Consider the following 18742-nt stretch of genomic DNA (forward strand, 5'->3'; position numbering starts at 1 on the left):
GCCGACTGGGGCGGCTGGTGAACCAAAAGACGAATGCGTTCAGAAGCCTACTCAACACCGGCTGTTCGCCCGGATCCGTCAGCGGGTCCAGTTTGCCTGCGGAAGTGGCCCGTTTGCTCGGGGTGCCTCGCAACGGCAGAAGACGACATCTCAGGTCGCAGAAGGTGGCTGGCGACGTAACCTCCGCCAGCACCCTGGGCCGGCCCTTTCCGGGCCGGTCCGCACCGACACCTCACATGCTTGGGGAAGGCCTCAAGCCGAACCTTCTCATTCCGCTCCACCGGCCGGGCACCTGAACGGCGTAAAGGTGCTGCCCATGTTTGCGCTGACGGTCATCATCGTCAGAATGTCGGCAAAGGCGAATTCGGCGGGTGTTTTCGGGCAAACGGCTTCCGCCGCGAAACAACCCCCTTCGATAAAGGCATCATGTTCGGCAACGAAACCGGGCCGCATTTGCGAACGACTGACATTTTCGAACGCCACGCGGACGATCTCCTGATAGTAGGCGCATCTTCTGGCGCGCTTTTGTTCGCGTGTTTCCTCGGCAGATGCCTGGGAGAAAATGGCTGATACCGCGACAAGCGCCAACGGCAGGGCAAACAAGGATCTTGGAACGGACAAGGTTGTCTCCGTCGGAAGCGGCAGGACATTTCCAGAGGCAGAGGCGCCCGGGCGAATGAAGGGATCCGCCCGGACAAGAAAACTCAGTCGTGGAGACTTTCGGCAAGTGCGGCTGCGATATCGGCAATCGCCTTGTTGCGGTCGTCGAAGGAAGCGTCGGTCTGCGTGATGTAGACCGCGATCACGACGGGCTCCCGGTCGTCTGGCCAGATCACGCCGATATTGTTGCGCGAGCCATTGGCCCCTGCCCCGGTCTTGTCGGCGACCGGCCATTCTTCCGGCAGCCCGGCACGCAGGGTCGCGTTGCCCACCTTGTTGTCCAGCAGCCAGCCTGTCAGCTGGGCTCTGGCGGTGGAGGACAGGGCATTGCCCAGAACCAGTTTCTGCAACGTGGCAACTGCCGCTGCCGGGGTGGTGGTGTCACGGGCATCGCCTGGCCGGCCTTCATTGAGACCCGGCTCCGTCCGGTCCAGCCGGGTGATGGTGTCGCCAATACCCCGAAGGTAATCCGTCAGTCCTTCCGGCCCACCGACAGCCTCCAGCACGAGATTGGCGGCAGCATTGTCGCTGATCGCAACGGCCGCTTCACACAGTTCCAGATAGGTCATTCCTCCGGAGCCGACCTTTTTTTCGGTAACCGGCGAATAGGAGACGAGGTCTTGCGAACGGATCTTCACGCGGCGTTCCGGCTGAACCTCACCCTGCTCGCCCTTTTCCAGAAGGGCCGCACACAGAAAGGCCTTGAACGTGCTGTTGAGCGGAAAACGCTCGTCGGCGCGGTGGGTCCAGGTCTTGCCGGTTTCCGTATCCAGCACCGCAACCCCGATCCGGGCAGACAGTCGGCTCTCGGCACCGGTGACGGTTTTCTCAAGTGGTGCGGGATCGAACCCGGCGGCGTGTGCCAATCCGGAAATCGCCGGAAACCCGGCAAAAAGGGCAAGGGAAAGCGTCAACGCGCTACGGCGTGTCCAGAGTTTCATCTTCAACTCCAATGATGAATACAAACAGCCCGAACCGGTGTGGTGTGTCGCCCCCCGCACCATTCGTCTTCGGGACACCGCGACAGTGCCGCTGCCTCAGATATAACGCAAATGATGAATACTGAGGTTAGACATGAGTAAAACTTGGCCTAAGTTGGATCCGGATGGACGTCTCGAAACTTCCGCTCAATGCCTTGAGAGCCTTTGAAGCCTCTGCAAGGCTCTGCAGCTTTACACGCGCCGGCCTGGAACTGCGGGTATCGCAGACTGCCGTCAGCCACCAGGTGAAGGCGCTGGAGGACGTGTTGCAGGTGTCGCTGTTCGAGCGCCTTCCGCGCGGCGTTGCCCTGACGGACGAAGGACTGGCGCTGCTACCTGTACTGAGCGATGCCTTCCGGCGGATGAGCGATGCGCTCAGCCGGTTCGAGGATGGCAACTACCGGGAGGTGCTGACGGTCGGCGCCGTCGCCACTTTCGCGACTGGCTGGCTGTTGCCCCGCCTTTCCGGCTTTGCCAGGGCCCATCCGCAGATCGATCTCCGGCTGAAAACCAACAACAACCGCGCGGATATTCTGGCAGATGGTCTCGACTGTTTCCTGCGCTTCGGCGACGGGGCCTGGCATGCCACCAACGCGGTCAAGCTGATGGACGCCCCGCTATCGCCTATCTGTTCACCTGGAATCGCTGCCCGGCTATCCAAGCCGGCAGACCTTGTGCACGAGCCCTTGCTGAGATCCTACAGGTTGGATGAATGGGCCATGTGGTTCCAGGCAGCGAAACTGCCGCCACCACGGGCGCGTGGCTGGATGTTCGACAGTTCTCTTGCGATGGTTGAAGCCGTCACGCAGGGCGCAGGCGTCGCACTGGTGCCGACAGCAATGTTCAGCCGCCCCCTCGCGTCCGGCGCGATCGTGCAGCCTTTCCAGACCAGTGTCCTGACGGGAAGCTACTGGCTGACCTGGCTGAAGTCGCGAGAGGAGACCAGCGCCATGCAGAAGTTCCGCTTGTGGATGCTGGAGACAGTTACGGAGTAAATGGAGGCAATCGCCCACCTCAAGGTTTTCGACCCTTCACCATTTCGCGTTTGCCGGCGAAGCCTTCAGCCTTTTCAATCTCGAACCCGGCAGCCTGAAGATTGCGGCGAACCCAGCCGGCAGCCGTGTAAGTTGCCAGTGTTCCGCCATGGGCCGTCAGGTCAGCCGCCACCTTCAGAAGGTCCGCGTCCCAGAGCTCCGGATTACGAGCCGGACTGAAACCGTCGAGAAACCAGGCATCAATGGGGGCAATTGCCGGTTCTCCTCCCTCGCCCTCACCTGCCATTCCGGCGTTCAGCTCACCGATCAGCTCACGCGCATCGCCAATGCCGATCTGGAGGTTGGCTCCGGCAATTTTCAGGCTGTTCCAACCCGGCTCAGGCGACCAGGCCTGCAGCAGCTCTTCTGCCAGCGGGGCCAGTTCGGGAAAGGCCGCTAGGGCTCGTGCCAGCTGCTCTCCCGTCATCGGGAACAGTTCGAAGGTCACGAACGTCAGGTCCGGCCGATTGGTCCTTTCCTGCCATGCCGCAAGGGTGGTGAGGAAATTGAGGCCTGTCCCGAAGCCGAACTCTGCAATTGTGAAACGCTCGCAGCCATCGAACCGGCCAGGCAAGCCATTTCCTTGCAGAAACACGTGACGCGTTTCCGCAAGCCCCCCAGCCTTGGAAAAATACGTGTCGTTGAAGCCTTCAGCCCGGGGCACATCGCCCTGCAGCCATTCCAGATCCGGTGCCTTGATCGACATGATCTTGAGGTTTCCTTCGGGGCGCACCCATCAGCCTTTGCCATTTGCAACGCGTTCTCATAAGAGAGCCGGCAGGATCAATCAATCTCAAAGGACCCCGCCCCATGGCAGCAACCGACGCCGAAACTTTCGATGTTGCCATTGCCGGAGCCGGTATTTTCGGTCTCGCTGTTGCCCGGGCAGCGATCGAGGCCGGGCTGAAGGTGGTAGTTCTGGAGAAAAGCCACGTCGGCGCCGGGTCCAGTGGAGGTGTGCTGGGGGCGTTGATGCCGCACATGCCGGCACGCTGGAACCCCAAGAAGGAATTCCAGTTCCAGGCCCTGCTGTGTCTCGAAGACCGCATCCGCCAACTGGAAAGCCAAACAGGGCTTTCCTGCGGCTATCACCGCTGTGGACGCATCCTGCCGCTGACGACAACCGACAAGCTGGAGCACCATCTGGAGCGAGCGGAAGAAAGCAAGCTGCGCTGGCAACCTCAGGAAACCGGCTTTTCCTATGTGGTTGAACCTGCCGGAAGCCGGTCTGACTGGCTGGACGCGAAAGCCGCTCCCTTCGGCATCGTCTATGAAACCCTTGCCGCGCGGATCTCCCCGAGGGCTTATCTGGCAAGCCTTGCCAGCTTCGTCCGCCAGAACGACAGCCTGCGGGAAGGCGTTGAAGCGGTCGGTTATGACGATGCAACACAAACCGTTCTGCTCGCCGACGGGCAGACCTCGATTCAGACTCGGCAATTCGTCGTTTCGGGTGGATTTGCGGCTTTCGACCTGATCGAAACGCTGACCGGCGAACGCATTGGGCGTGGAGAGAAAGGCCAGGCCCTTGTGCTGGAGGGCAAGGGACTGGAAGACAGGCCAGCGATCTATTGCGACGGACTTTACGTCGTGCCGCATGACGACGGTACCGTCGCCATTGGCAGCACATCCGACCGGGATTTTGAAGACGCCGCCCCCTCTCCAGTCCGTTCAGCCGAACTGCTGGAACGCGCCACCGCCTTTTGTCCGCTATTGAAGGGCCGCGAGGTTCTTTCCGACTGGGCCGGTATCCGGCCCCGCAATCACAGGCGGGACCCGCTGGCTGGAAGACTGCCTGGCTTTGACACCGCCTTCGCGGCAACAGGCGGCTTCAAGATATCCTTCGGCATTGCACATCTGATAGCGGATGCCCTGGTGGCGGAGATGACCGGCAGAGAACCTGTTGTTCCTCTGCCAGAGACATTCCGCCCGGCGCACCACTTCGGCAGCGGCAGACTGGACGCAGATCGCTAAATGAGCTCACGTTCACGCAATCGCCGACGGCAAAGGTCGACGACGTGCATGCAATGAAGGGTTGTATATGCGATTGCAGATGATGTGACAGGACCGCGAACTTGACGCGGTTCGTTCAATCACAATCGGTTTACGCACCTGCTGCCTAGATGGCAGCAACCACCGCGTAAAGACCGTAAAGGCTGAGCGAAATCGTCCCCCAGAACAGGAGATTTTTCGCCACCAAAAATGGCAAATTCATAGACCCACCCTGATGAGCTGCATAGTCAGCCTGCTTCCTCCTCTCCACCCCAGAGGATTCAACTTCGGTTCCGGCTGTAGCTGCTCTCGCCATTTCGGCAATCCTTGAACGACTTAACCAATGGCCATCTGGAACCCATTTCCATCGGCCACACACAGTACCGTTTACGTCGTAAATGGTTAAAACCCGTTTAAGATTAACATGAATCTTTTCTTAATTTACAGCACAATGAAATTGTTGATATGCACAAATTATGGCCCGGCCCGCGCAGCTCTTGCGCGTCCCTCCCTGCCGGTCTTGTTTGATCCGACCTGAAGGAAGCCCTGCAGCATGAGCCTTGAAAGCGTTCGCAACCACCTTGCCAGTGCCGCCCCCGAACTTGAAGTCATCGTGACGGAAGACAGCAGTGCCACGGTTGACCTTGCCGCCAAGGCACATGGGGTCGAGCCCGGTCAGATTGCCAAGACGCTGTCGTTTCAGCTCAAGGACAAGATCTTTCTGGTGGTTGCCCGCGGCGATGCCCGCATGGACAACAAGAAGGCGAAAGCAACCTTTGGTGGCAAGGTGAAGATGCTGGGCCTTGATGAAGTGGAAACGCTGACGGGACACCCCGTCGGCGGCGTATGCCCTTTCGGCCTGGCCCAGCCGTTGCCTGTCTACTGTGATGTCTCGCTGAAGGAATATGACGTGGTCATTCCCGCCGCCGGCGCGACCAATGCCGCTGTCAGGATACCGCCGGAGCGCATGGTGGAAATCACCGGTGCGGAATGGGTGGATGTCTGCCAGCCGCCGCAGGATGCGTCGCAGCAGGCATAAGAGCCACATGAAGCCAGACATTCGCCCGGTGTCTGCCAGGCGTTACGCCCGGTAATAGTCCCGGTACCATTCGACGAACCTGGCAACGCCTTCCTGCACTGTGGTCTTCGGGCGGTACCCCGTGAGGCTTTGCAGCAGATCCGCATTGGCCCATGTCGCCGGAACGTCTCCGGCCTGGATCGGCATGAGATTGCGTTCGGCGGTCCGGCCCGTAGCAGCCTCAATGGCTTCGATGAACTCGGTCAGTTGAACACAGGTCGAATTGCCGATGTTGACCACTCGCCAGGGAGCAACCGGCGAAAGGCTGTCGCCTTCCTTCACCCCTTCTCCCTCGGCCGGGCGAACAGGCACTGCGTCCATCAGCAGCCGGATGCCTTCGACGAGATCTTCCACATAGGTGAAGTCCCGTTTCATGTCGCCGTAGTTATAGACGTCGATCGGCTTGCCTTCGAGGATCGCCTTGGTGAACTTGAAGAGAGCCATGTCGGGCCGTCCCCAGGGACCGTAGACGGTGAAGAAGCGGAACATCGTCACCGGAAGGTCGTAGAGATGGGCATAGGAATGCGCCATCGACTCTGTTGCCTTCTTGGTCGCCGCGTAGAACGACATCTGGTGGTCGGCCTTGTCGGTCTCCGCATAGGGCATTTCGGTGTTGGCGCCATAGGCGGATGACGTGGAAGCCAGCAGCATGTGTTCCGGCGGGAAGGCCCTGGCTGCCTCGAGCAGCTCGAACGTTCCGCAGATATTGCTTTCCAGATAGGAGCGGGGCGCTTCGATGGAGTAGCGGACACCGGCCTGCGCTGCCAGATGAATGACAAAATCCGGCCGCTCGGTACGGAACAGGGACATCAGCAGGTCCGGCGCCTCAACGCGGTCGTTCACCGGCTTGAAATGCTCGTTCTGCATCAGCATCTGCTGCCGGCGTTCCTTCAGGCGGACATCATAGTAATCCGTCATGGCATCGAGGCCGATCACCCGAAAGCCGTCCTTCAGCAGTCGGGTACACAGGTAAAAGCCGATAAACCCCGCAGAGCCGGTCACCAGAACGGTTTTCATGATTTGCCCAAAGCCTTTCGATCAAAAATTCATTTTACAAAACGCGTAAGTAGGTCAGCCAAGTTATTAAAAGGCTTCGAAGGTTCGGGCAATGGCGAAGTCTGCCCGAACCATCTTGGCCACCTGGAACCGCGACACTTACAGACGCCACAACACCTAGTACAAAATGGATTACCGCGGCGTGACACGCCCACAGAGCTTCTGAAAAACGACCGGTTCCCAAACGAAATTCCAGCTCGTCTGGCCGGAATATCGCATCGGCCCCACAAACGAAAAAGCCATCCGCGTCCTTGCAACGCGGATGGCTGTCTTTCGCATGCCAGGGCAGGTCATCAGCCTGGCAAGGTCACTTTCGGCCTCTTGTCAGATGCCGCCGCCGTCGGCGGAGAAGCTGTTCAGGAACCCGCGCTTGCGCAGATATTCAACGATCTCCTCGGCAACTTCTTCCGGTTCCCGGCCGACGTTGCGAATATGAAGTTCCGGATTTTCCGGCGCTTCATAGGGGCTGTCGATACCGGTGAAGTTCTTGATCTCGCCCCGGTCAGCCTTGGCATAAAGGCCCTTCGGGTCGCGTTTGCGGCATTCCTCGATGGGCGTATCGACAAAGACCTCGATGAACTCACCGTCTTCCAGGAGATCGCGCGCCATCTGACGCTCCGAGCGGAACGGCGAGATGAAGGATACCAGCGTGATCATGCCCGCATCCGCAAAGAGCTTGGCCACCTCGCCGACACGGCGGATGTTTTCCACCCGGTCGGCATCGGTGAAGCCCAGGTCCTTGTTGAGGCCGTGGCGGACGTTGTCGCCGTCGAGCGTATAGGTGTGACGCCCGTCGACATGCAGTTTCTTTTCGACGATCGACGCGATGGTCGACTTGCCGGACCCGGAGAGGCCGGTGAACCAAAGGACTGCCGGCTTCTGACCGAGTTTTTCAGACCGGGCGTTCTTGTCGACGTCGAGGGCCTGCCAGTGAATGTTGCTTGCCCGGCGCAGCGCGAACCAGACCATGCCCGCACCAACCGTCGAGTTGCTCATCCGGTCGATGAGGATGAAGGAACCGGTCGTGTGGTTGGCCTCATAGGGATCGAAAGGCACCGCGGAGGACAGTGAGAAATTGCAGAACGCGATTTCGTTCAACGCCAGCGTCTTGCCGGCCACATGCTCGAACGTGTTGACGTTGATCTTGTGCTTGATCTCGGAGACCGTCGCCGTCACGGTGCGAGTGCCGATCTTCAGGAGATAAGGCCTGCCCGGCAGCAGCGGCTCGTCGGACATCCAGATGACATGGGCGGCAAACTGGTCGGCAACATCCGGGCGATGTGCGGTCGAGGTCAGAAGATCGCCGCGGGAGATGTCGATTTCATCTTCCAGCGAAATGGTGACTGCCTCGCCGGCCCGGGCGGAGCTGACTTCGCCGCTTGTGCCGATGATCGACTTCACCCTGGACTGCTTTGCCGGACCGGCAACCACCAGTTCGTCGCCAACCGACACCTGGCCGCTGGCGACCGTACCGGAATAGCCGCGGAAATCGAGGTTGGGCCGGTTGACCCACTGCACCGGGAAGCGGAACGGGGCTTCCAGCACATGTTCGCCCACCTGAACCGTCTCCAGGTGCTCCAGCAGGGTCGGTCCGGAATACCAGTCCATCTTGTCGCTGCGCCCGGTGACGTTGTCGCCATAGCGCGCCGACATCGGAATTGCCTGCAGGGTTTCGAAATCGAAGCCGTTGGCAAAGACCTCGAATTCCTTTCGAATTTCCTCAAATCGTTCCTGGGAATAGCCGACAAGGTCGATCTTGTTGATCGCCAGCACGACGTGACGGATACCCAGCAGCGACGCGATGAAGGCGTGGCGACGGGTCTGGACCATCAGGCCGTTGCGGGCATCAACCAGCAGCACGGCAAGGTCGGCGGTGGACGCGCCGGTGGCCATGTTGCGGGTGTATTGTTCGTGGCCCGGGGTATCGGCAACGATGAACTTGCGCTTTTCGGTCGCAAAGAACCGGTAGGCAACGTCGATGGTGATGCCCTGCTCGCGCTCTGCCTCAAGACCGTCGACCAGCAGTGCCAGATCGATGTCCTCTCCCACGGTGCCATGCTTTCTGGAATCGCGTTCCAGCGCGGCCAACTGGTCTTCGAAGATCAGCTTGGTGTCGTAAAGCAGGCGGCCGATCAGGGTCGACTTGCCATCGTCAACGGAACCGCAGGTCAGGAAGCGGAGCTGGTCCTTGCTTTCCTGTGCCAGGATATATTCGGTGACGGCTGTCTCTGCAGCTTCCTGTATGTTCTCGATCGTCATCTTAGAAATATCCTTCCCGCTTCTTCTTCTCCATCGACGCGCTTTCATCCTTGTCGATGAGGCGGCCCTGGCGTTCGGATGTACGGGCAATCAGCATTTCGCGGACAATGGCGGGCAGCGTATCGGCATCCGATTCAATGGCGCCGGTCAGCGGGTAGCAGCCGAGCGTGCGGAAGCGGACCATCTTTTCCTCGATCTCTTCGCCGGGCTGCAGTTTCATGCGGTCGTCGTCGACCATGATCAGCATGCCGTCGCGGTTCACGACCGGGCGCTTTGCTGCGAAATAGAGCGGCACCATCGGGATGTCTTCCGTCAGGATGTACTGCCAGATATCCAGCTCGGTCCAGTTGGACAGCGGAAACGCACGGATGCTCTCGCCCTTTGCCACACGGGCATTGTAGAGGTTCCACAGTTCCGGCCGCTGGTTCTTCGGGTCCCAGCCGTGATTGGAATTGCGGAAGGAGAAGACGCGCTCCTTGGCGCGCGACTTTTCCTCGTCCCGGCGCGCGCCGCCGAAGGCGGCATCGAAGCCGTATTTGTTCAGCGCCTGTTTCAACGCCTCTGTCTTCATGACGTGCGTATGAACCGAGGAGCCGTGGGAAAACGGGCCGATATTCTTTTCAAGCCCTTCCGGGTTGGTATGGACGATCAGGTCCATGCCGAGACGCGCGGCGGTCTCGTCACGGAAGGTGATCATGTCCCGGAATTTCCAGGTCGTATCCACATGCAGCAGCGGAAACGGCGGCTTGGACGGATAGAATGCCTTCATCGCCAGGTGCAGCATGACGCCGGAGTCCTTGCCGATGGAATAGAGCATCACCGGATTGGAGAATTCGGCTGCGACTTCGCGGATGATGTGGATGCTTTCTGCTTCCAGCCGCTTCAGATTGCTGAGGCGCTCGGGCGAGATCCCGTGAGATTGCATGTTCATGTTCGCTTTTCCGTTTGGCCGGCGAACCGGCCGTATCAATCGTTCGGCACGGGCCAACTGCCCGCGCAATTTTGCAAATCGTCAGGCGGCGGGCGCGACATCCCGCAGGAGGTTCCTGCACCCGGCTGCCAGAAAAAACGGGTTCCGCAGGTCGTCCTTGCGGGCGTTTTCCGGCACCCGGTAGACAAAGTCCTCACCGGTTGAAGCCAGAACGACCGCCCCGCCGGCGGCGCGTACAACTGCATCACCGGCGGCAATGTCCCATTGCATCGTGGGTGCAAGACGGGGATAGAAATCGGCCCGGCCGGCGGCCACCCAGCACAGTTTCAGCGACGAGCCGACGTTAAGCTGCTCGGCGACACTCAGCCGTGAAATCAGGGCAGAGGTTTCTTCCGAAAGATGAGAGCGGCTGGCGAGCACGCTGATGCCGTCCACCGGCGGCGTGCGAACGGAGATAGGCGCAACATCGCTGATGCCGCCGTTCGCGATGGTTCCCTTGAACGCCCTGGTTTCGGTTTTGCCGTTGTCCCGGAATTCCCCACCCCAATAGATCTCTTCGAGGGCTGGTGCGGAAACCACGCCGAACACCGGGCGGCCATCCTCGATCAGGGCGATGTTGACGGTGAACTCGCCGTTCTTCTTCAGGAATTCCTTGGTACCGTCGAGCGGGTCGACCAGGAAGTACCGCGCACCTGCCGCAGGCAGCTTGCCGGCTTCGACCGCTTCTTCGGCCACCACCGGAATGTCGGGGAACTTTTCGGCAAGGCCCGCGAGAATGATTTCCTCGGCTGCCGCGTCGGCCTTGGTCACCGGAGACCCGTCGACCTTGTTCTCGACCTCGAAAGGTTCCGCGTAGATTTTGAGGATTTCCTCTCCGGCCCTCAGGGCCAGCAGGTTCAAGAAAGATATCTGGTCTTCAGTCATCGATGCCTCAATTCGCGCCGGGAAATATTGCCCCCCGCGCTGTCCGCCCGCGTGGCTGTCCCGTAAATAGAAAGGTACAGTGTATCAATTCAAGGAATGGTGTTCCACGTTTTCGCCTGAATACAAAAAGCTCAGGTTTCTCTGACCGTCGCAAGGGAGCTTTTGTTGCTCCCAACATGGTCCTATGCCGGGCTTTACCTGACTGATCCATACGTGGATTCACCGATTGGCAAGGGCTTTGCGCCTAAACTTACCCCAAATGGGGGTTAAAGTGCCCTTGGACACCATGAGAATGCGAGAAACCCATGTCGGACGCCAAACCATTTCCGCACGCACCCGCGGATGAGAGCGCCAGCGAACAGATGCCGCGGGAGCGGCGGGCACGCGTGTTCAAGAAAGGCAAGATGGTCTTTCAAAACGGGCTGAGATCCATTCCCTGCATGGTGCGCAACATCTCCGAAGGCGGCGCTTTGCTGGAATTCGAGCAGGCCTACATGCTGCCCAAGGAATTCGACCTTCATATCGACCTGGAAGACTATGAAGTCACCTGCGAACGCCGCTGGGAGGAAGGCCTTCGCTGCGGCGTCCAGTTCATCGGCGAGAAACGGCATGTTGCTGCGCAGCGCGCGCAGGTGCTGAAAAGCTCCGAAGAAGCGCTGAGAAGCGAACTCGACGAGCGCCGCGACAGCCCGGACAACTTTTTCCAGCGCCGCCACCAGGACGAACCGCATGCCGACGAGCGCACCTCCGTGCGCCGCACCCGTCAGGACGCAAGTGCCGGCGCCGGCAAGCCGACCTTCGGCAAGAGGCGCTGATACGCTGCGCGCGGCGAAATACTTCAGATGCCCTTTCTCTTCGCGGTGCTCGACAGATAGCCAGCAAGTGCACCCTGCCGCCCAAGGCAGAATGCCGGCTTCCACGCCAGCGCTCAAAATTCCTGGATATGATCCGCCTCCCCGTCGTACCCTTTGAAGATCACGCCAAGGCGTGTTTCGAACCCGGATCATGACCAGGAAACAGCCCGTGGCGACCACCCTCTACGACATGAGCGTGCCAACCTTCCTGCAAACGGCACGCGCCGTCAGCGGGTTTCTTCAAAAAGCGGTAACTCATTGCCAGCAGACAGGCACCGATCCGGACGACTTCGCGACCGCGCGGCTTTATCCGGACATGGCTCAGTTCTGGTTTCAGATCGAGTGCGTCGACAATTTTTCCGTCTGGGGCCTGGAAGCAATGAGAACGGGTGCCTTCACCCCTCCGCCGCTTGTCGGACCAGCCCCATATGCGGATCTGCAGGACCGGATCGCGCAGACAGTGACACGTTTGCAGGCCTATACGCCTGCCGAGGTAAACGACTGGTCTGGCCGGCCTCTCGACCTTGATCTGGTTCACATCAGCCCCCAGCCGATGCCCCTGACATCAGAGACCTTTCTCCTGTCCTTCCTGCTGCCGAACTTTCATTTCCACGCTGTCACCGCCTACGACATCCTGCGCACGCGCGGCGTGCCCATCGGCAAGCGCGACTATGAAGGCCAGTTGCGGACGAGGCCGGACTGACGGCCTTTCCCCTCCCCCTCACCCTTGCCCTCCCCCTCGCCGGCTGAAACGAACAGGCGGGCCAACTGGAAAGCCGCGCAGGCCATTCATCCAGTTTCAGGGCCGTTTTCATGACACCTGCGCAAACAGATATGGCCCACCGGGCAAAACCCGGCAGGCCATATCGTCAGCGGAAGTTCAAAACCTCTCAGGCCGCCTGGCGTTCACGCTCCAGCGTCCGCACGGTGGCCGGGCGTTCGCTGCACCGCTTCACCCAGTCACGGATCGCCTCGTTGTCCGGCAACATGTCGGGCAGCCACAGGAACGGGCCGCTGCACAACAGGTCGACGGCGGAATAGGTTTCGCCCAGCAGGTAAGGCTGCTTTTCCAGCGTTTCCGCCAGCCGCGCGACCATCGTGTCGAAATCGCGCAGGCTCGCCTCCACGGCCGGATGCGTAAACTGGGCGAATTTCAGGATGATGACCGGCTCCATCACGCCCTGATAGTAGAACAGCCAGGACAGATAGTCCCCGCGCCCCGGCTGGCCTTCGATCGGCCCCAGCCCGGCTTCGGGAAACTTGTCGGTAAGATAAAGCATGATCGCACCGCGCTCGCGGATCCCCTCGGTACCATCGACCAGGTAGGGCACCTTCTTTTCCGGATGCGGGTTGGATGCATCCGGCCCGCCCGAGCCATCCTGCCGGCGAACCGTCACTTCCTTCACCTCGACGTCGGCTCCCAGCTCTTCGATCAGGGTCACGATCGCGGAAGACCGGCTGTTGGGAGAATGGTAAAGCGTCATCATGGGAAAGCTCCTTTTCTTTGTGATGCCAAAGGTATAGCTTCCCCCTGCTGACAATTTACGGCAGGAGAAAAAATGGCCCGCATGGACAGGCTGATGCGTCTGATGGATACCCTAAGGCGCCTCCCCCAACCGGTCACCGCCGCGCGCCTTTCCGAAGAGACCGGCGTTTCCCTGCGCCAGCTCTACCGCGACATCGCAACGTTGCGTGCGGGCGGCGCGCTGATCGACGGAGCTGCAGGCGTCGGCTACACCTTGACGGAAGATCCCGTGCTGCCGCCGCAGAGTTTCTCCCGGCTGGAAATCGAGGCGCTGATGCTGGCGCAAAGCGGGCTGGACCAGATCGGCGACGAGACACTGAAAAAGGCCGGCCGCAACGCCATGGCCCGCATCATCGCCACCCTGCCCGACCGGCAGGCGCGCCAGGCCATGCACACGGTGATGCGCAGCTGGCGGCAGCCGGACAAGCGCCCGCCGGTGACGGTGGATCTCGACCTGTTGCGCGAGGCCTGCTGGGAGGAGTTCAGCCTGGTCATCACCTACCGCGACCTGCAGGAGCGAACCACCACAAGGGAAATCTGGCCGATGGGCCTGTCCTATAGCGAAACCTCGCTGCTACTGCTCGCCCATTGCCGCCTCCGGCAAGACTACCGCCACTTCCACGTCAGCCGGATCGCCTCCCTGGTGCCCGGCACCGAAAGCTTCCGCCCCAACCGGGTGGGCCTGCTCCGCGACTACATCCAGCAACGGGGATATGACCGGAACAGGTAACCGCGACAAATCAACTGACGTCAAACTATTGAAGGCTGTTCGCGACACGCATTGTCCAGTCGTCATCGAACGCAACGACCATCTGCTGCACTACCGACTGGTCGACCAGTTTGGACAATGCCGGTTCGCTGACAGGATCGAGATGTATTATTTCGTCATAGCCAAGAGCGGCCAACCGTTCCGCACAGGAAGGGTGATCGTCGTCAATCTCGCCGGGTTTCGCTGATGCCTTGCGGGCATGGGCCTGGAGCAGCTCCGTGTCGGACAATTGCGACGCAACAGACAGAAGGCGCTGCAATGGTGGTTTCGGCGGCTTTGCCGCGCCCATCAACTCGCGCTTCAGCGGTTGGAAAACAGCTTCGTCGAAATAGTCATCGGCCGCCCCCAAAAGCAGCAATGCCCTTGCGCTTTCCTTCGCTTCGCCTGACTGAGCCGCGTGGCGGTCTGCTTTCAATTCCGCTTCGCGACTCAACCGGATATTTTCGGCTGCCAATGGCTTCGCCAACCAACCCAGGAGCATGTTGAGAAGCGAACCGGAAACTGTGCTCTCTGGAGGCGCATACGCAAAAACAAAAGCGAAGGTGGCTTCAAATTCAGCCAGGTTAAGACAGCCATTGACGTCACGATTCAACAGATGTGCATCCTCATGAGCCAAAATCGCGGCCAAAGCTTCCCGGTCGGTGACGGCAAGCAACGGTAAGCCAATGAAGAGGTAGATACGCGCACGGCGAAGACCGAACAGGCGCCGCCTTATCGCAACGCCGGCGTTGAGCTCGTTACTGATCATAATTACGGTGCGTTTGGCCCGCTTCGCTCCCGCAATGTCTTCCCAAAGCTCCCAGAGACCTGGAGCTTCCGCCTTAGAAATACCCGTGGCACTGCTGCCCTGCCCACCAGCAAACAGGGTGCCGACCATCATTGCGACGGCAATCATACTGAGCGGCAACATCAAAACGGCACTGACGGCGAACAGGATCGGGTTTGCGTCCAACAAAGACAGCCAAGGCGCGAACAATCCTACGACCGGAGCGACGAACAACAGGATTGCAAATCGGCCAAAGCGCCGCGCAGCAACAAACAACAGTTTCAACTTGTTCTGTTCCTGGAAGATTTGAAGTGCAGATGAAACTGGCTGCAAATCACGTGACTAATAAACACCGAGATCAAAAACATCAGACCTTCCGGGAATAGATAAAACTTTCGAAAGACACCTTGCTGATACAAAGCCGCGAAATTCATCACCTGGAGCATTAGCGTCAAGAGAAATACCTGATGGAGATTTTTGGAGATCGCGCCAACAAAGGCAAACACCGCCAGTCCGGTCGCAAGACCGGCAATCAGGGATACATAAAAAACAAGCACCATTCGAACGATCCTGTATGTCGTGCCATGTCTCCATGACCGCTTCCACTAATAAGAAAATTAACTAGACTTCCGGCGTGGGAGTTAAGGGCTTAGTGCTTGCGTCGGCCTTGTCACCATCGCCTGGCAACAAGAACATCTCCACCAGATGCTGTGCGATCGCCGGTGTTATGAAGTAGATCAATGAGCCGCTTGCCAAGATGGCTGCAACAGCGCCTTCCCCTTTCAAACCCAGATCAACGGAAAACAAGGCGGAATAGGCAAGGATCGTGACATAGGGGACGGACAGCACCAGAAAAACCAGATATCTCCAGCCGCTCCTTGAGCGGTCTCTGAACCGCTTTATCTGCAAAACACTCAGTGACCAGACAAAGATCGGCAAAACACACCAGAAGAACAGCGGACTGAAATCAAAGTATTTCACAATCGAAATGAAAATATAAAAAACAAAAATTACAAAAGTAACACAATAAAAGAATTCACCACGCCTTAACTTCCCATTGAACAATAATAAAGAAGAAATCATTATTGATACTTTTTCATTTTTTGTACTGGACCGAATTAATTCGTGAAATGAACCGGCCGACCGATTTTTGCCAAAGCCTCTTTCGTCTTCACTCTTGCATCTTGTGAAGTTGCTTCGCGCGTGACGATGACTTTTGCGCTGGAAATCAAGGTTCGTTTTTTGACCACGTTGATCCGGAGCGTCCCGATGTGAAGCACTTCACCGCCCTTGACCGAGAAGGTCGGGGACAGTGCTTTCTTCAGCTTGTCAGTGCCCAACAAAACGTCAGCCCAGTCACCGCCAAGCTTGACCACGGAATCGCCGCACGAAACTCTGGTGATCCGATAAGTGCTTGGTTCCACGACAGCTTTGTCCTTGTCAGATCCTAAGCTGAAAACGTCGCCGTTAGAAATAAATCGGTATTTTGAAGTCGCGACATTGATCATCGTGATCGAACTGCCCGGGCAATATTTGGCGTTGTAGTAGACATCGCCGAGGACAACTGCCTGTCCATTGTCCAACGCCTCCTCGAGCTTCTTTGCATCGGCCTCATCAACTGTCTTCAAGGAGTTTTCGGTAGACGTTTGGCAGGCGGCCAACAGGAGGCACAAAGGCAGGAACACCAGTCTTTTCACATTCTTTCCTTCTGGAGCTGAAGCGCAGTCAATCGACCGCAAGAGGACGGTGGCGAGCATGGCCTAAAGCAGACACTCACCCTGTGCTCCTATTGAAGGGAATTTTCGAAAAAATCAACCAAAGATTGAAAATATTAGGCGTGCAATTTTAAGGTTAAATAATTGGCAGGTAAAAACTGCGCCTGCAATCAACGTGGCCACCTGCTTCCGAGACTGAAGCCGCCCGCACTCTGGTGGTAATGGGTGCTCAAGTGGCTCGCATGGTATATCCGAGGTTCTGTCTGTAGAAGACTGGCTTGCCACGATGGCGTGTTGTGGAGCATCCTAAACAATGATCCGAACTGGTTACTGCTGGATGAGATAACCGTGCTGTGGCAAGTCAGAGTGACCAAATAAACGGACAAAGCATAAACAGCCGATCCGGTCAAAAATTTTGTGCAAGCCATACGCCGATCTACCTAGCACCAGAATGGAAGTAAACGGTGAGGAGTGATCACGATACTTTCGGTTCATCCTTGATAAGGAAGAGATCATCCCGGAAAAGGGATTTCAGTTCAGCGCGACGTTTCGAGAACCTGTCAAAGTCATTGACCACATCGTTGATATCTCCCGTAACCTGTACCAGGTACCCTCCTCCGATCCTCTGCACGGGAAACCCAGCAGCAGAGATCGCAGCCTCGTCAACTTCATGAACGAACCTACGACCATAGAACATTCCCCACCCGATGTTGGGGATCTTCGCATCCACAATTGTAAAGGAGCGGAAGTAACTTTCTGGCGTGTTGGATTGGGCTGGTTCGTTATCGAAAGATGTAAAGCAATGGAGCATTGCTAAATCGGCATTCATTACCTCGCATATACGCGCTCCCAAATGACGCCAATCCGTTTTTTTGTGCAGTGGTGCACAAACGCTTAAACGCCCATCAAGAGTGTTTCCTCTTGCATCTTTGCGAGTATGACTAATTTCAGCTTCATATTTCGCGACCTTATTACGTTTCCAGCGAAGGCCAATCGAAAATTCCGACAACGCCCCGTTTACCCGCATTTGAGCTACCTGTGCCCAATAGGGTTCAACTTGTTCGACAGAAATGAATGGGCCTATTTTGTCTTCCCATTGATACAGGACTTCTGGGATAAGTTGTGTCCCAGTCTCCTCAAAAGCCGCCAGAACCTGCTTGCCCAAGGACCATTCGATCGTCGGCTCCGAGCTGATCGCGAAAAGTTTTACCTCCGAAGGCATCAGAACCGCATACTTCTTGCTTCAGTTGAAATACGTCGCCTGGCTGATCACGGCTTCACGGCAGATCTCCGCAACGGGAACACCTTCTTCCCCACGCTTCACGATGAACGCCTTCTGCGCATCCGAAAACTTCGATGCCTTCATCAATTCCGTTCCTTCTCAGCTAAGAAAATCGTCGCGGAAAACTCCAACTCAAATCGAGGGTGTTTAACGGGAGCACATCAGACTTCAGATGTAGTCGCCAAGTTTGATTGCTTTGAGGAGGTCCGGCCATTTTCCTAAGATACGAATATCGTTTTTACCGCCTATATCGGGAGCCGATAGAAATAAAACTTCACCATCTCTTACAAAAAAACCGAACTGTGTTCCGCCTCCGTCTGACGCAAAGAAGTGAAACTCTTCAGGATAGGCAAGAAAATTTGGCTCTTTAAACTTCGATATTTCTTGCCTTGTCCAGACTGCGAAGTATCCTTCGCCCAGCCAACCCTCAGCGCCGGAGTAATTCCTATAAAATTGGTTAAGTACAAAGTCTTCCCCAAGCTCTGGCCACACATCTGCTGCCAGTCCACCATTTTGTTCAGGGCGTTTGTTGGGAATTACATCAAAGCTGTTCATTGCTGCAAGTCTCTTTGCAAACGATTCCACCAAGGTGTTACTGACCTGCTCCCCCGATTGTCCGCGTTCATAAGTTAGCTCTGTTCACGGTGTGATCTTTGCTGGACTGGTTTGCAAATTCATGGGGAGTGAGACCGTCGAGGCTCGTATGCGGTCGTTCCAAATTGTAGTCGATCTTCCAGTTTACGATAATGTCCCGGGCGTGTCGGTAGCTGCCGAACAGATATTTCGTTGAGGCATTCATCCCTTAGCCGGCCGTTGATGGGGAAGACGGCCCCGCTCCCGAAGTGACCGTATGCTGGTCCCGTTTGTAAGAGGAGCATCGCTAATGACCCCAACCACCGTGGGCCTTGATCTGGCCAAGA

Annotated in this window: 20 protein-coding genes and 2 pseudogenes; 6 read left to right on the top strand and 16 right to left on the bottom strand. The window is 57.7% G+C overall.

From position 1 onward, the window contains the following. Positions 1 to 267: 267 nt before the first annotated feature. The gene (locus HCG46_RS26835; protein ID WP_168688001.1) at positions 268 to 621 is read right to left on the bottom strand and encodes a hypothetical protein; all 354 of its coding nucleotides are present in this window, start codon (positions 619 to 621) and stop codon (positions 268 to 270) included. Between the two features lie 83 nt (positions 622 to 704). Next, positions 705 to 1601 (bottom strand): class A beta-lactamase, encoded by an 897-nt coding sequence (bla, locus tag HCG46_RS26840; RefSeq protein WP_075283858.1) that lies wholly within the window; start codon positions 1599 to 1601, stop codon positions 705 to 707. A 164-nt stretch (positions 1602 to 1765) separates the two neighbouring features. Between bla and HCG46_RS26845 the strand changes: the two genes are divergently transcribed. Continuing rightward, on the top strand, positions 1766 to 2635 hold the full coding sequence (locus tag HCG46_RS26845; protein ID WP_022997873.1) for a LysR family transcriptional regulator: 870 nt from the start codon (positions 1766 to 1768) through the stop codon (positions 2633 to 2635). Between the two features lie 19 nt (positions 2636 to 2654). Here the strand turns inward: HCG46_RS26845 and mnmD are convergent, their stop codons facing one another. Next, positions 2655 to 3380 carry a tRNA (5-methylaminomethyl-2-thiouridine)(34)-methyltransferase MnmD gene (gene mnmD, locus HCG46_RS26850; RefSeq protein ID WP_168688002.1) on the bottom strand — a complete coding sequence of 242 codons (726 nt, stop codon included), beginning with the start codon at positions 3378 to 3380 and terminating at the stop codon, positions 2655 to 2657. Positions 3381 to 3484: 104 nt separating this feature from the next. Between mnmD and HCG46_RS26855 the strand changes: the two genes are divergently transcribed. Both HCG46_RS26855 and HCG46_RS26860 read left to right on the top strand, forming a co-directional pair. After that, positions 3485 to 4645 carry an FAD-binding oxidoreductase gene (locus HCG46_RS26855; RefSeq protein ID WP_168688003.1) on the top strand — a complete coding sequence of 387 codons (1161 nt, stop codon included), beginning with the start codon at positions 3485 to 3487 and terminating at the stop codon, positions 4643 to 4645. 571 nt (positions 4646 to 5216) lie between these two features. After that, a complete protein-coding gene (locus HCG46_RS26860) occupies positions 5217 to 5702 on the top strand; it encodes a YbaK/EbsC family protein (RefSeq protein ID WP_168688004.1) in 486 nt (161 codons plus the stop codon). A 42-nt stretch (positions 5703 to 5744) separates the two neighbouring features. On the opposite strand, the gene HCG46_RS26865 is transcribed toward HCG46_RS26860, so the two are convergent. The 4 genes from HCG46_RS26865 to cysQ all read right to left on the bottom strand — a co-directional run bounded on the left by HCG46_RS26865 (position 5745) and on the right by cysQ (position 10911). Further along, on the bottom strand, positions 5745 to 6758 hold the full coding sequence (locus tag HCG46_RS26865) for an NAD-dependent epimerase/dehydratase family protein (RefSeq protein ID WP_152507172.1): 1014 nt from the start codon (positions 6756 to 6758) through the stop codon (positions 5745 to 5747). Positions 6759 to 7121: 363 nt separating this feature from the next. Then, positions 7122 to 9056, bottom strand: coding sequence for a sulfate adenylyltransferase subunit CysN (cysN, locus tag HCG46_RS26870; protein ID WP_168688005.1), 1935 nt, complete (start codon positions 9054 to 9056; stop codon positions 7122 to 7124). A 1-nt stretch (position 9057) separates the two neighbouring features. Continuing rightward, complete coding sequence (cysD, locus tag HCG46_RS26875) at positions 9058 to 9987, bottom strand: sulfate adenylyltransferase subunit CysD (RefSeq protein WP_168688006.1); 930 nt, start codon at positions 9985 to 9987, stop codon at positions 9058 to 9060. 81 nt (positions 9988 to 10068) lie between these two features. Continuing rightward, complete coding sequence (gene cysQ, locus HCG46_RS26880; protein ID WP_168688007.1) at positions 10069 to 10911, bottom strand: 3'(2'),5'-bisphosphate nucleotidase CysQ; 843 nt, start codon at positions 10909 to 10911, stop codon at positions 10069 to 10071. 305 nt (positions 10912 to 11216) lie between these two features. Between cysQ and HCG46_RS26885 the strand changes: the two genes are divergently transcribed. Both HCG46_RS26885 and HCG46_RS26890 read left to right on the top strand, forming a co-directional pair. Next, positions 11217 to 11726 carry a PilZ domain-containing protein gene (locus HCG46_RS26885; RefSeq protein WP_075283851.1) on the top strand — a complete coding sequence of 170 codons (510 nt, stop codon included), beginning with the start codon at positions 11217 to 11219 and terminating at the stop codon, positions 11724 to 11726. Positions 11727 to 11934: 208 nt separating this feature from the next. Further along, positions 11935 to 12468 carry a DUF1993 domain-containing protein gene (locus HCG46_RS26890; protein WP_168688008.1) on the top strand — a complete coding sequence of 178 codons (534 nt, stop codon included), beginning with the start codon at positions 11935 to 11937 and terminating at the stop codon, positions 12466 to 12468. Positions 12469 to 12655: 187 nt separating this feature from the next. On the opposite strand, the gene HCG46_RS26895 is transcribed toward HCG46_RS26890, so the two are convergent. After that, the gene (locus tag HCG46_RS26895; RefSeq protein ID WP_168688009.1) at positions 12656 to 13252 is read right to left on the bottom strand and encodes a glutathione S-transferase family protein; all 597 of its coding nucleotides are present in this window, start codon (positions 13250 to 13252) and stop codon (positions 12656 to 12658) included. Between the two features lie 81 nt (positions 13253 to 13333). Here HCG46_RS26895 and HCG46_RS26900 point away from each other — a divergent pair, with 81 nt between their 5' ends. Beyond that, on the top strand, positions 13334 to 14020 hold the full coding sequence (locus tag HCG46_RS26900; RefSeq protein WP_286185546.1) for a YafY family protein: 687 nt from the start codon (positions 13334 to 13336) through the stop codon (positions 14018 to 14020). A gap of 25 nt (positions 14021 to 14045) precedes the next feature. Here the strand turns inward: HCG46_RS26900 and HCG46_RS26905 are convergent, their stop codons facing one another. From HCG46_RS26905 to HCG46_RS26940, 8 genes and pseudogenes are all read right to left on the bottom strand, one after another. Then, entirely contained in the window at positions 14046 to 15110 is a 1065-nt protein-coding gene (locus HCG46_RS26905; protein ID WP_168688011.1) for a M48 family metallopeptidase, read from the bottom strand. Next, positions 15107 to 15385: a hypothetical protein gene (locus HCG46_RS26910; protein WP_168688012.1), complete on the bottom strand. Its 279-nt coding sequence runs from the start codon at positions 15383 to 15385 to the stop codon at positions 15107 to 15109. The genes HCG46_RS26905 and HCG46_RS26910 overlap by 4 nt, the downstream gene beginning before the upstream one ends. Before the next feature lie 61 nt (positions 15386 to 15446). Then, a complete protein-coding gene (locus HCG46_RS26915; protein ID WP_168688013.1) occupies positions 15447 to 15908 on the bottom strand; it encodes a DUF805 domain-containing protein in 462 nt (153 codons plus the stop codon). Positions 15909 to 15943: 35 nt separating this feature from the next. Beyond that, positions 15944 to 16522 (bottom strand): hypothetical protein, encoded by a 579-nt coding sequence (locus HCG46_RS26920; protein ID WP_139314238.1) that lies wholly within the window; start codon positions 16520 to 16522, stop codon positions 15944 to 15946. Between the two features lie 493 nt (positions 16523 to 17015). Next, positions 17016 to 17762: a hypothetical protein gene (locus HCG46_RS26925; RefSeq protein ID WP_168688014.1), complete on the bottom strand. Its 747-nt coding sequence runs from the start codon at positions 17760 to 17762 to the stop codon at positions 17016 to 17018. 24 nt (positions 17763 to 17786) lie between these two features. Continuing rightward, positions 17787 to 17906 (bottom strand): annotated as a pseudogene (locus HCG46_RS26930) (transposase); the annotation flags it as partial. 84 nt (positions 17907 to 17990) lie between these two features. Then, positions 17991 to 18377, bottom strand: a complete 387-nt coding sequence (locus HCG46_RS26935) for a hypothetical protein (protein WP_168688015.1) — start codon at positions 18375 to 18377, stop codon at positions 17991 to 17993. Between the two features lie 67 nt (positions 18378 to 18444). Further along, positions 18445 to 18637: pseudogene (locus HCG46_RS26940) on the bottom strand (transposase); the annotation flags it as partial. Positions 18638 to 18742 lie beyond the last annotated feature (105 nt).

This window comes from Labrenzia sp. PO1 (assembly GCF_012273635.1).
GTDB classification, from domain to species: Bacteria; Pseudomonadota; Alphaproteobacteria; order Rhizobiales; family Stappiaceae; genus Roseibium; species Roseibium algicola.

What these genes read in the sequence shown, in the direction of transcription:
- HCG46_RS26935 (WP_168688015.1), bottom strand. Translation starts at nt 18,377, where the DNA reads ATGAACAGCTTTGATGTAATTCCCAACAAACGCCCTGAACAAAATGGT.
- cysN (WP_168688005.1), bottom strand. Translation starts at nt 9,056, where the DNA reads ATGACGATCGAGAACATACAGGAAGCTGCAGAGACAGCCGTCACCGAA.
- HCG46_RS26900 (WP_286185546.1), top strand. Translation starts at nt 13,334, where the DNA reads ATGGACAGGCTGATGCGTCTGATGGATACCCTAAGGCGCCTCCCCCAA.
- HCG46_RS26910 (WP_168688012.1), bottom strand. Translation starts at nt 15,385, where the DNA reads ATGGTGCTTGTTTTTTATGTATCCCTGATTGCCGGTCTTGCGACCGGA.
- HCG46_RS26855 (WP_168688003.1), top strand. Translation starts at nt 3,485, where the DNA reads ATGGCAGCAACCGACGCCGAAACTTTCGATGTTGCCATTGCCGGAGCC.
- cysD (WP_168688006.1), bottom strand. Translation starts at nt 9,987, where the DNA reads ATGAACATGCAATCTCACGGGATCTCGCCCGAGCGCCTCAGCAATCTG.
- HCG46_RS26895 (WP_168688009.1), bottom strand. Translation starts at nt 13,252, where the DNA reads ATGATGACGCTTTACCATTCTCCCAACAGCCGGTCTTCCGCGATCGTG.
- cysQ (WP_168688007.1), bottom strand. Translation starts at nt 10,911, where the DNA reads ATGACTGAAGACCAGATATCTTTCTTGAACCTGCTGGCCCTGAGGGCC.
- HCG46_RS26915 (WP_168688013.1), bottom strand. Translation starts at nt 15,908, where the DNA reads ATGATTTCTTCTTTATTATTGTTCAATGGGAAGTTAAGGCGTGGTGAA.
- HCG46_RS26865 (WP_152507172.1), bottom strand. Translation starts at nt 6,758, where the DNA reads ATGAAAACCGTTCTGGTGACCGGCTCTGCGGGGTTTATCGGCTTTTAC.
- HCG46_RS26885 (WP_075283851.1), top strand. Translation starts at nt 11,217, where the DNA reads ATGTCGGACGCCAAACCATTTCCGCACGCACCCGCGGATGAGAGCGCC.
- HCG46_RS26845 (WP_022997873.1), top strand. Translation starts at nt 1,766, where the DNA reads ATGGACGTCTCGAAACTTCCGCTCAATGCCTTGAGAGCCTTTGAAGCC.
- HCG46_RS26860 (WP_168688004.1), top strand. Translation starts at nt 5,217, where the DNA reads ATGAGCCTTGAAAGCGTTCGCAACCACCTTGCCAGTGCCGCCCCCGAA.
- HCG46_RS26925 (WP_168688014.1), bottom strand. Translation starts at nt 17,762, where the DNA reads ATGCCTTCGGAGGTAAAACTTTTCGCGATCAGCTCGGAGCCGACGATC.
- mnmD (WP_168688002.1), bottom strand. Translation starts at nt 3,380, where the DNA reads ATGTCGATCAAGGCACCGGATCTGGAATGGCTGCAGGGCGATGTGCCC.
- bla (WP_075283858.1), bottom strand. Translation starts at nt 1,601, where the DNA reads ATGAAACTCTGGACACGCCGTAGCGCGTTGACGCTTTCCCTTGCCCTT.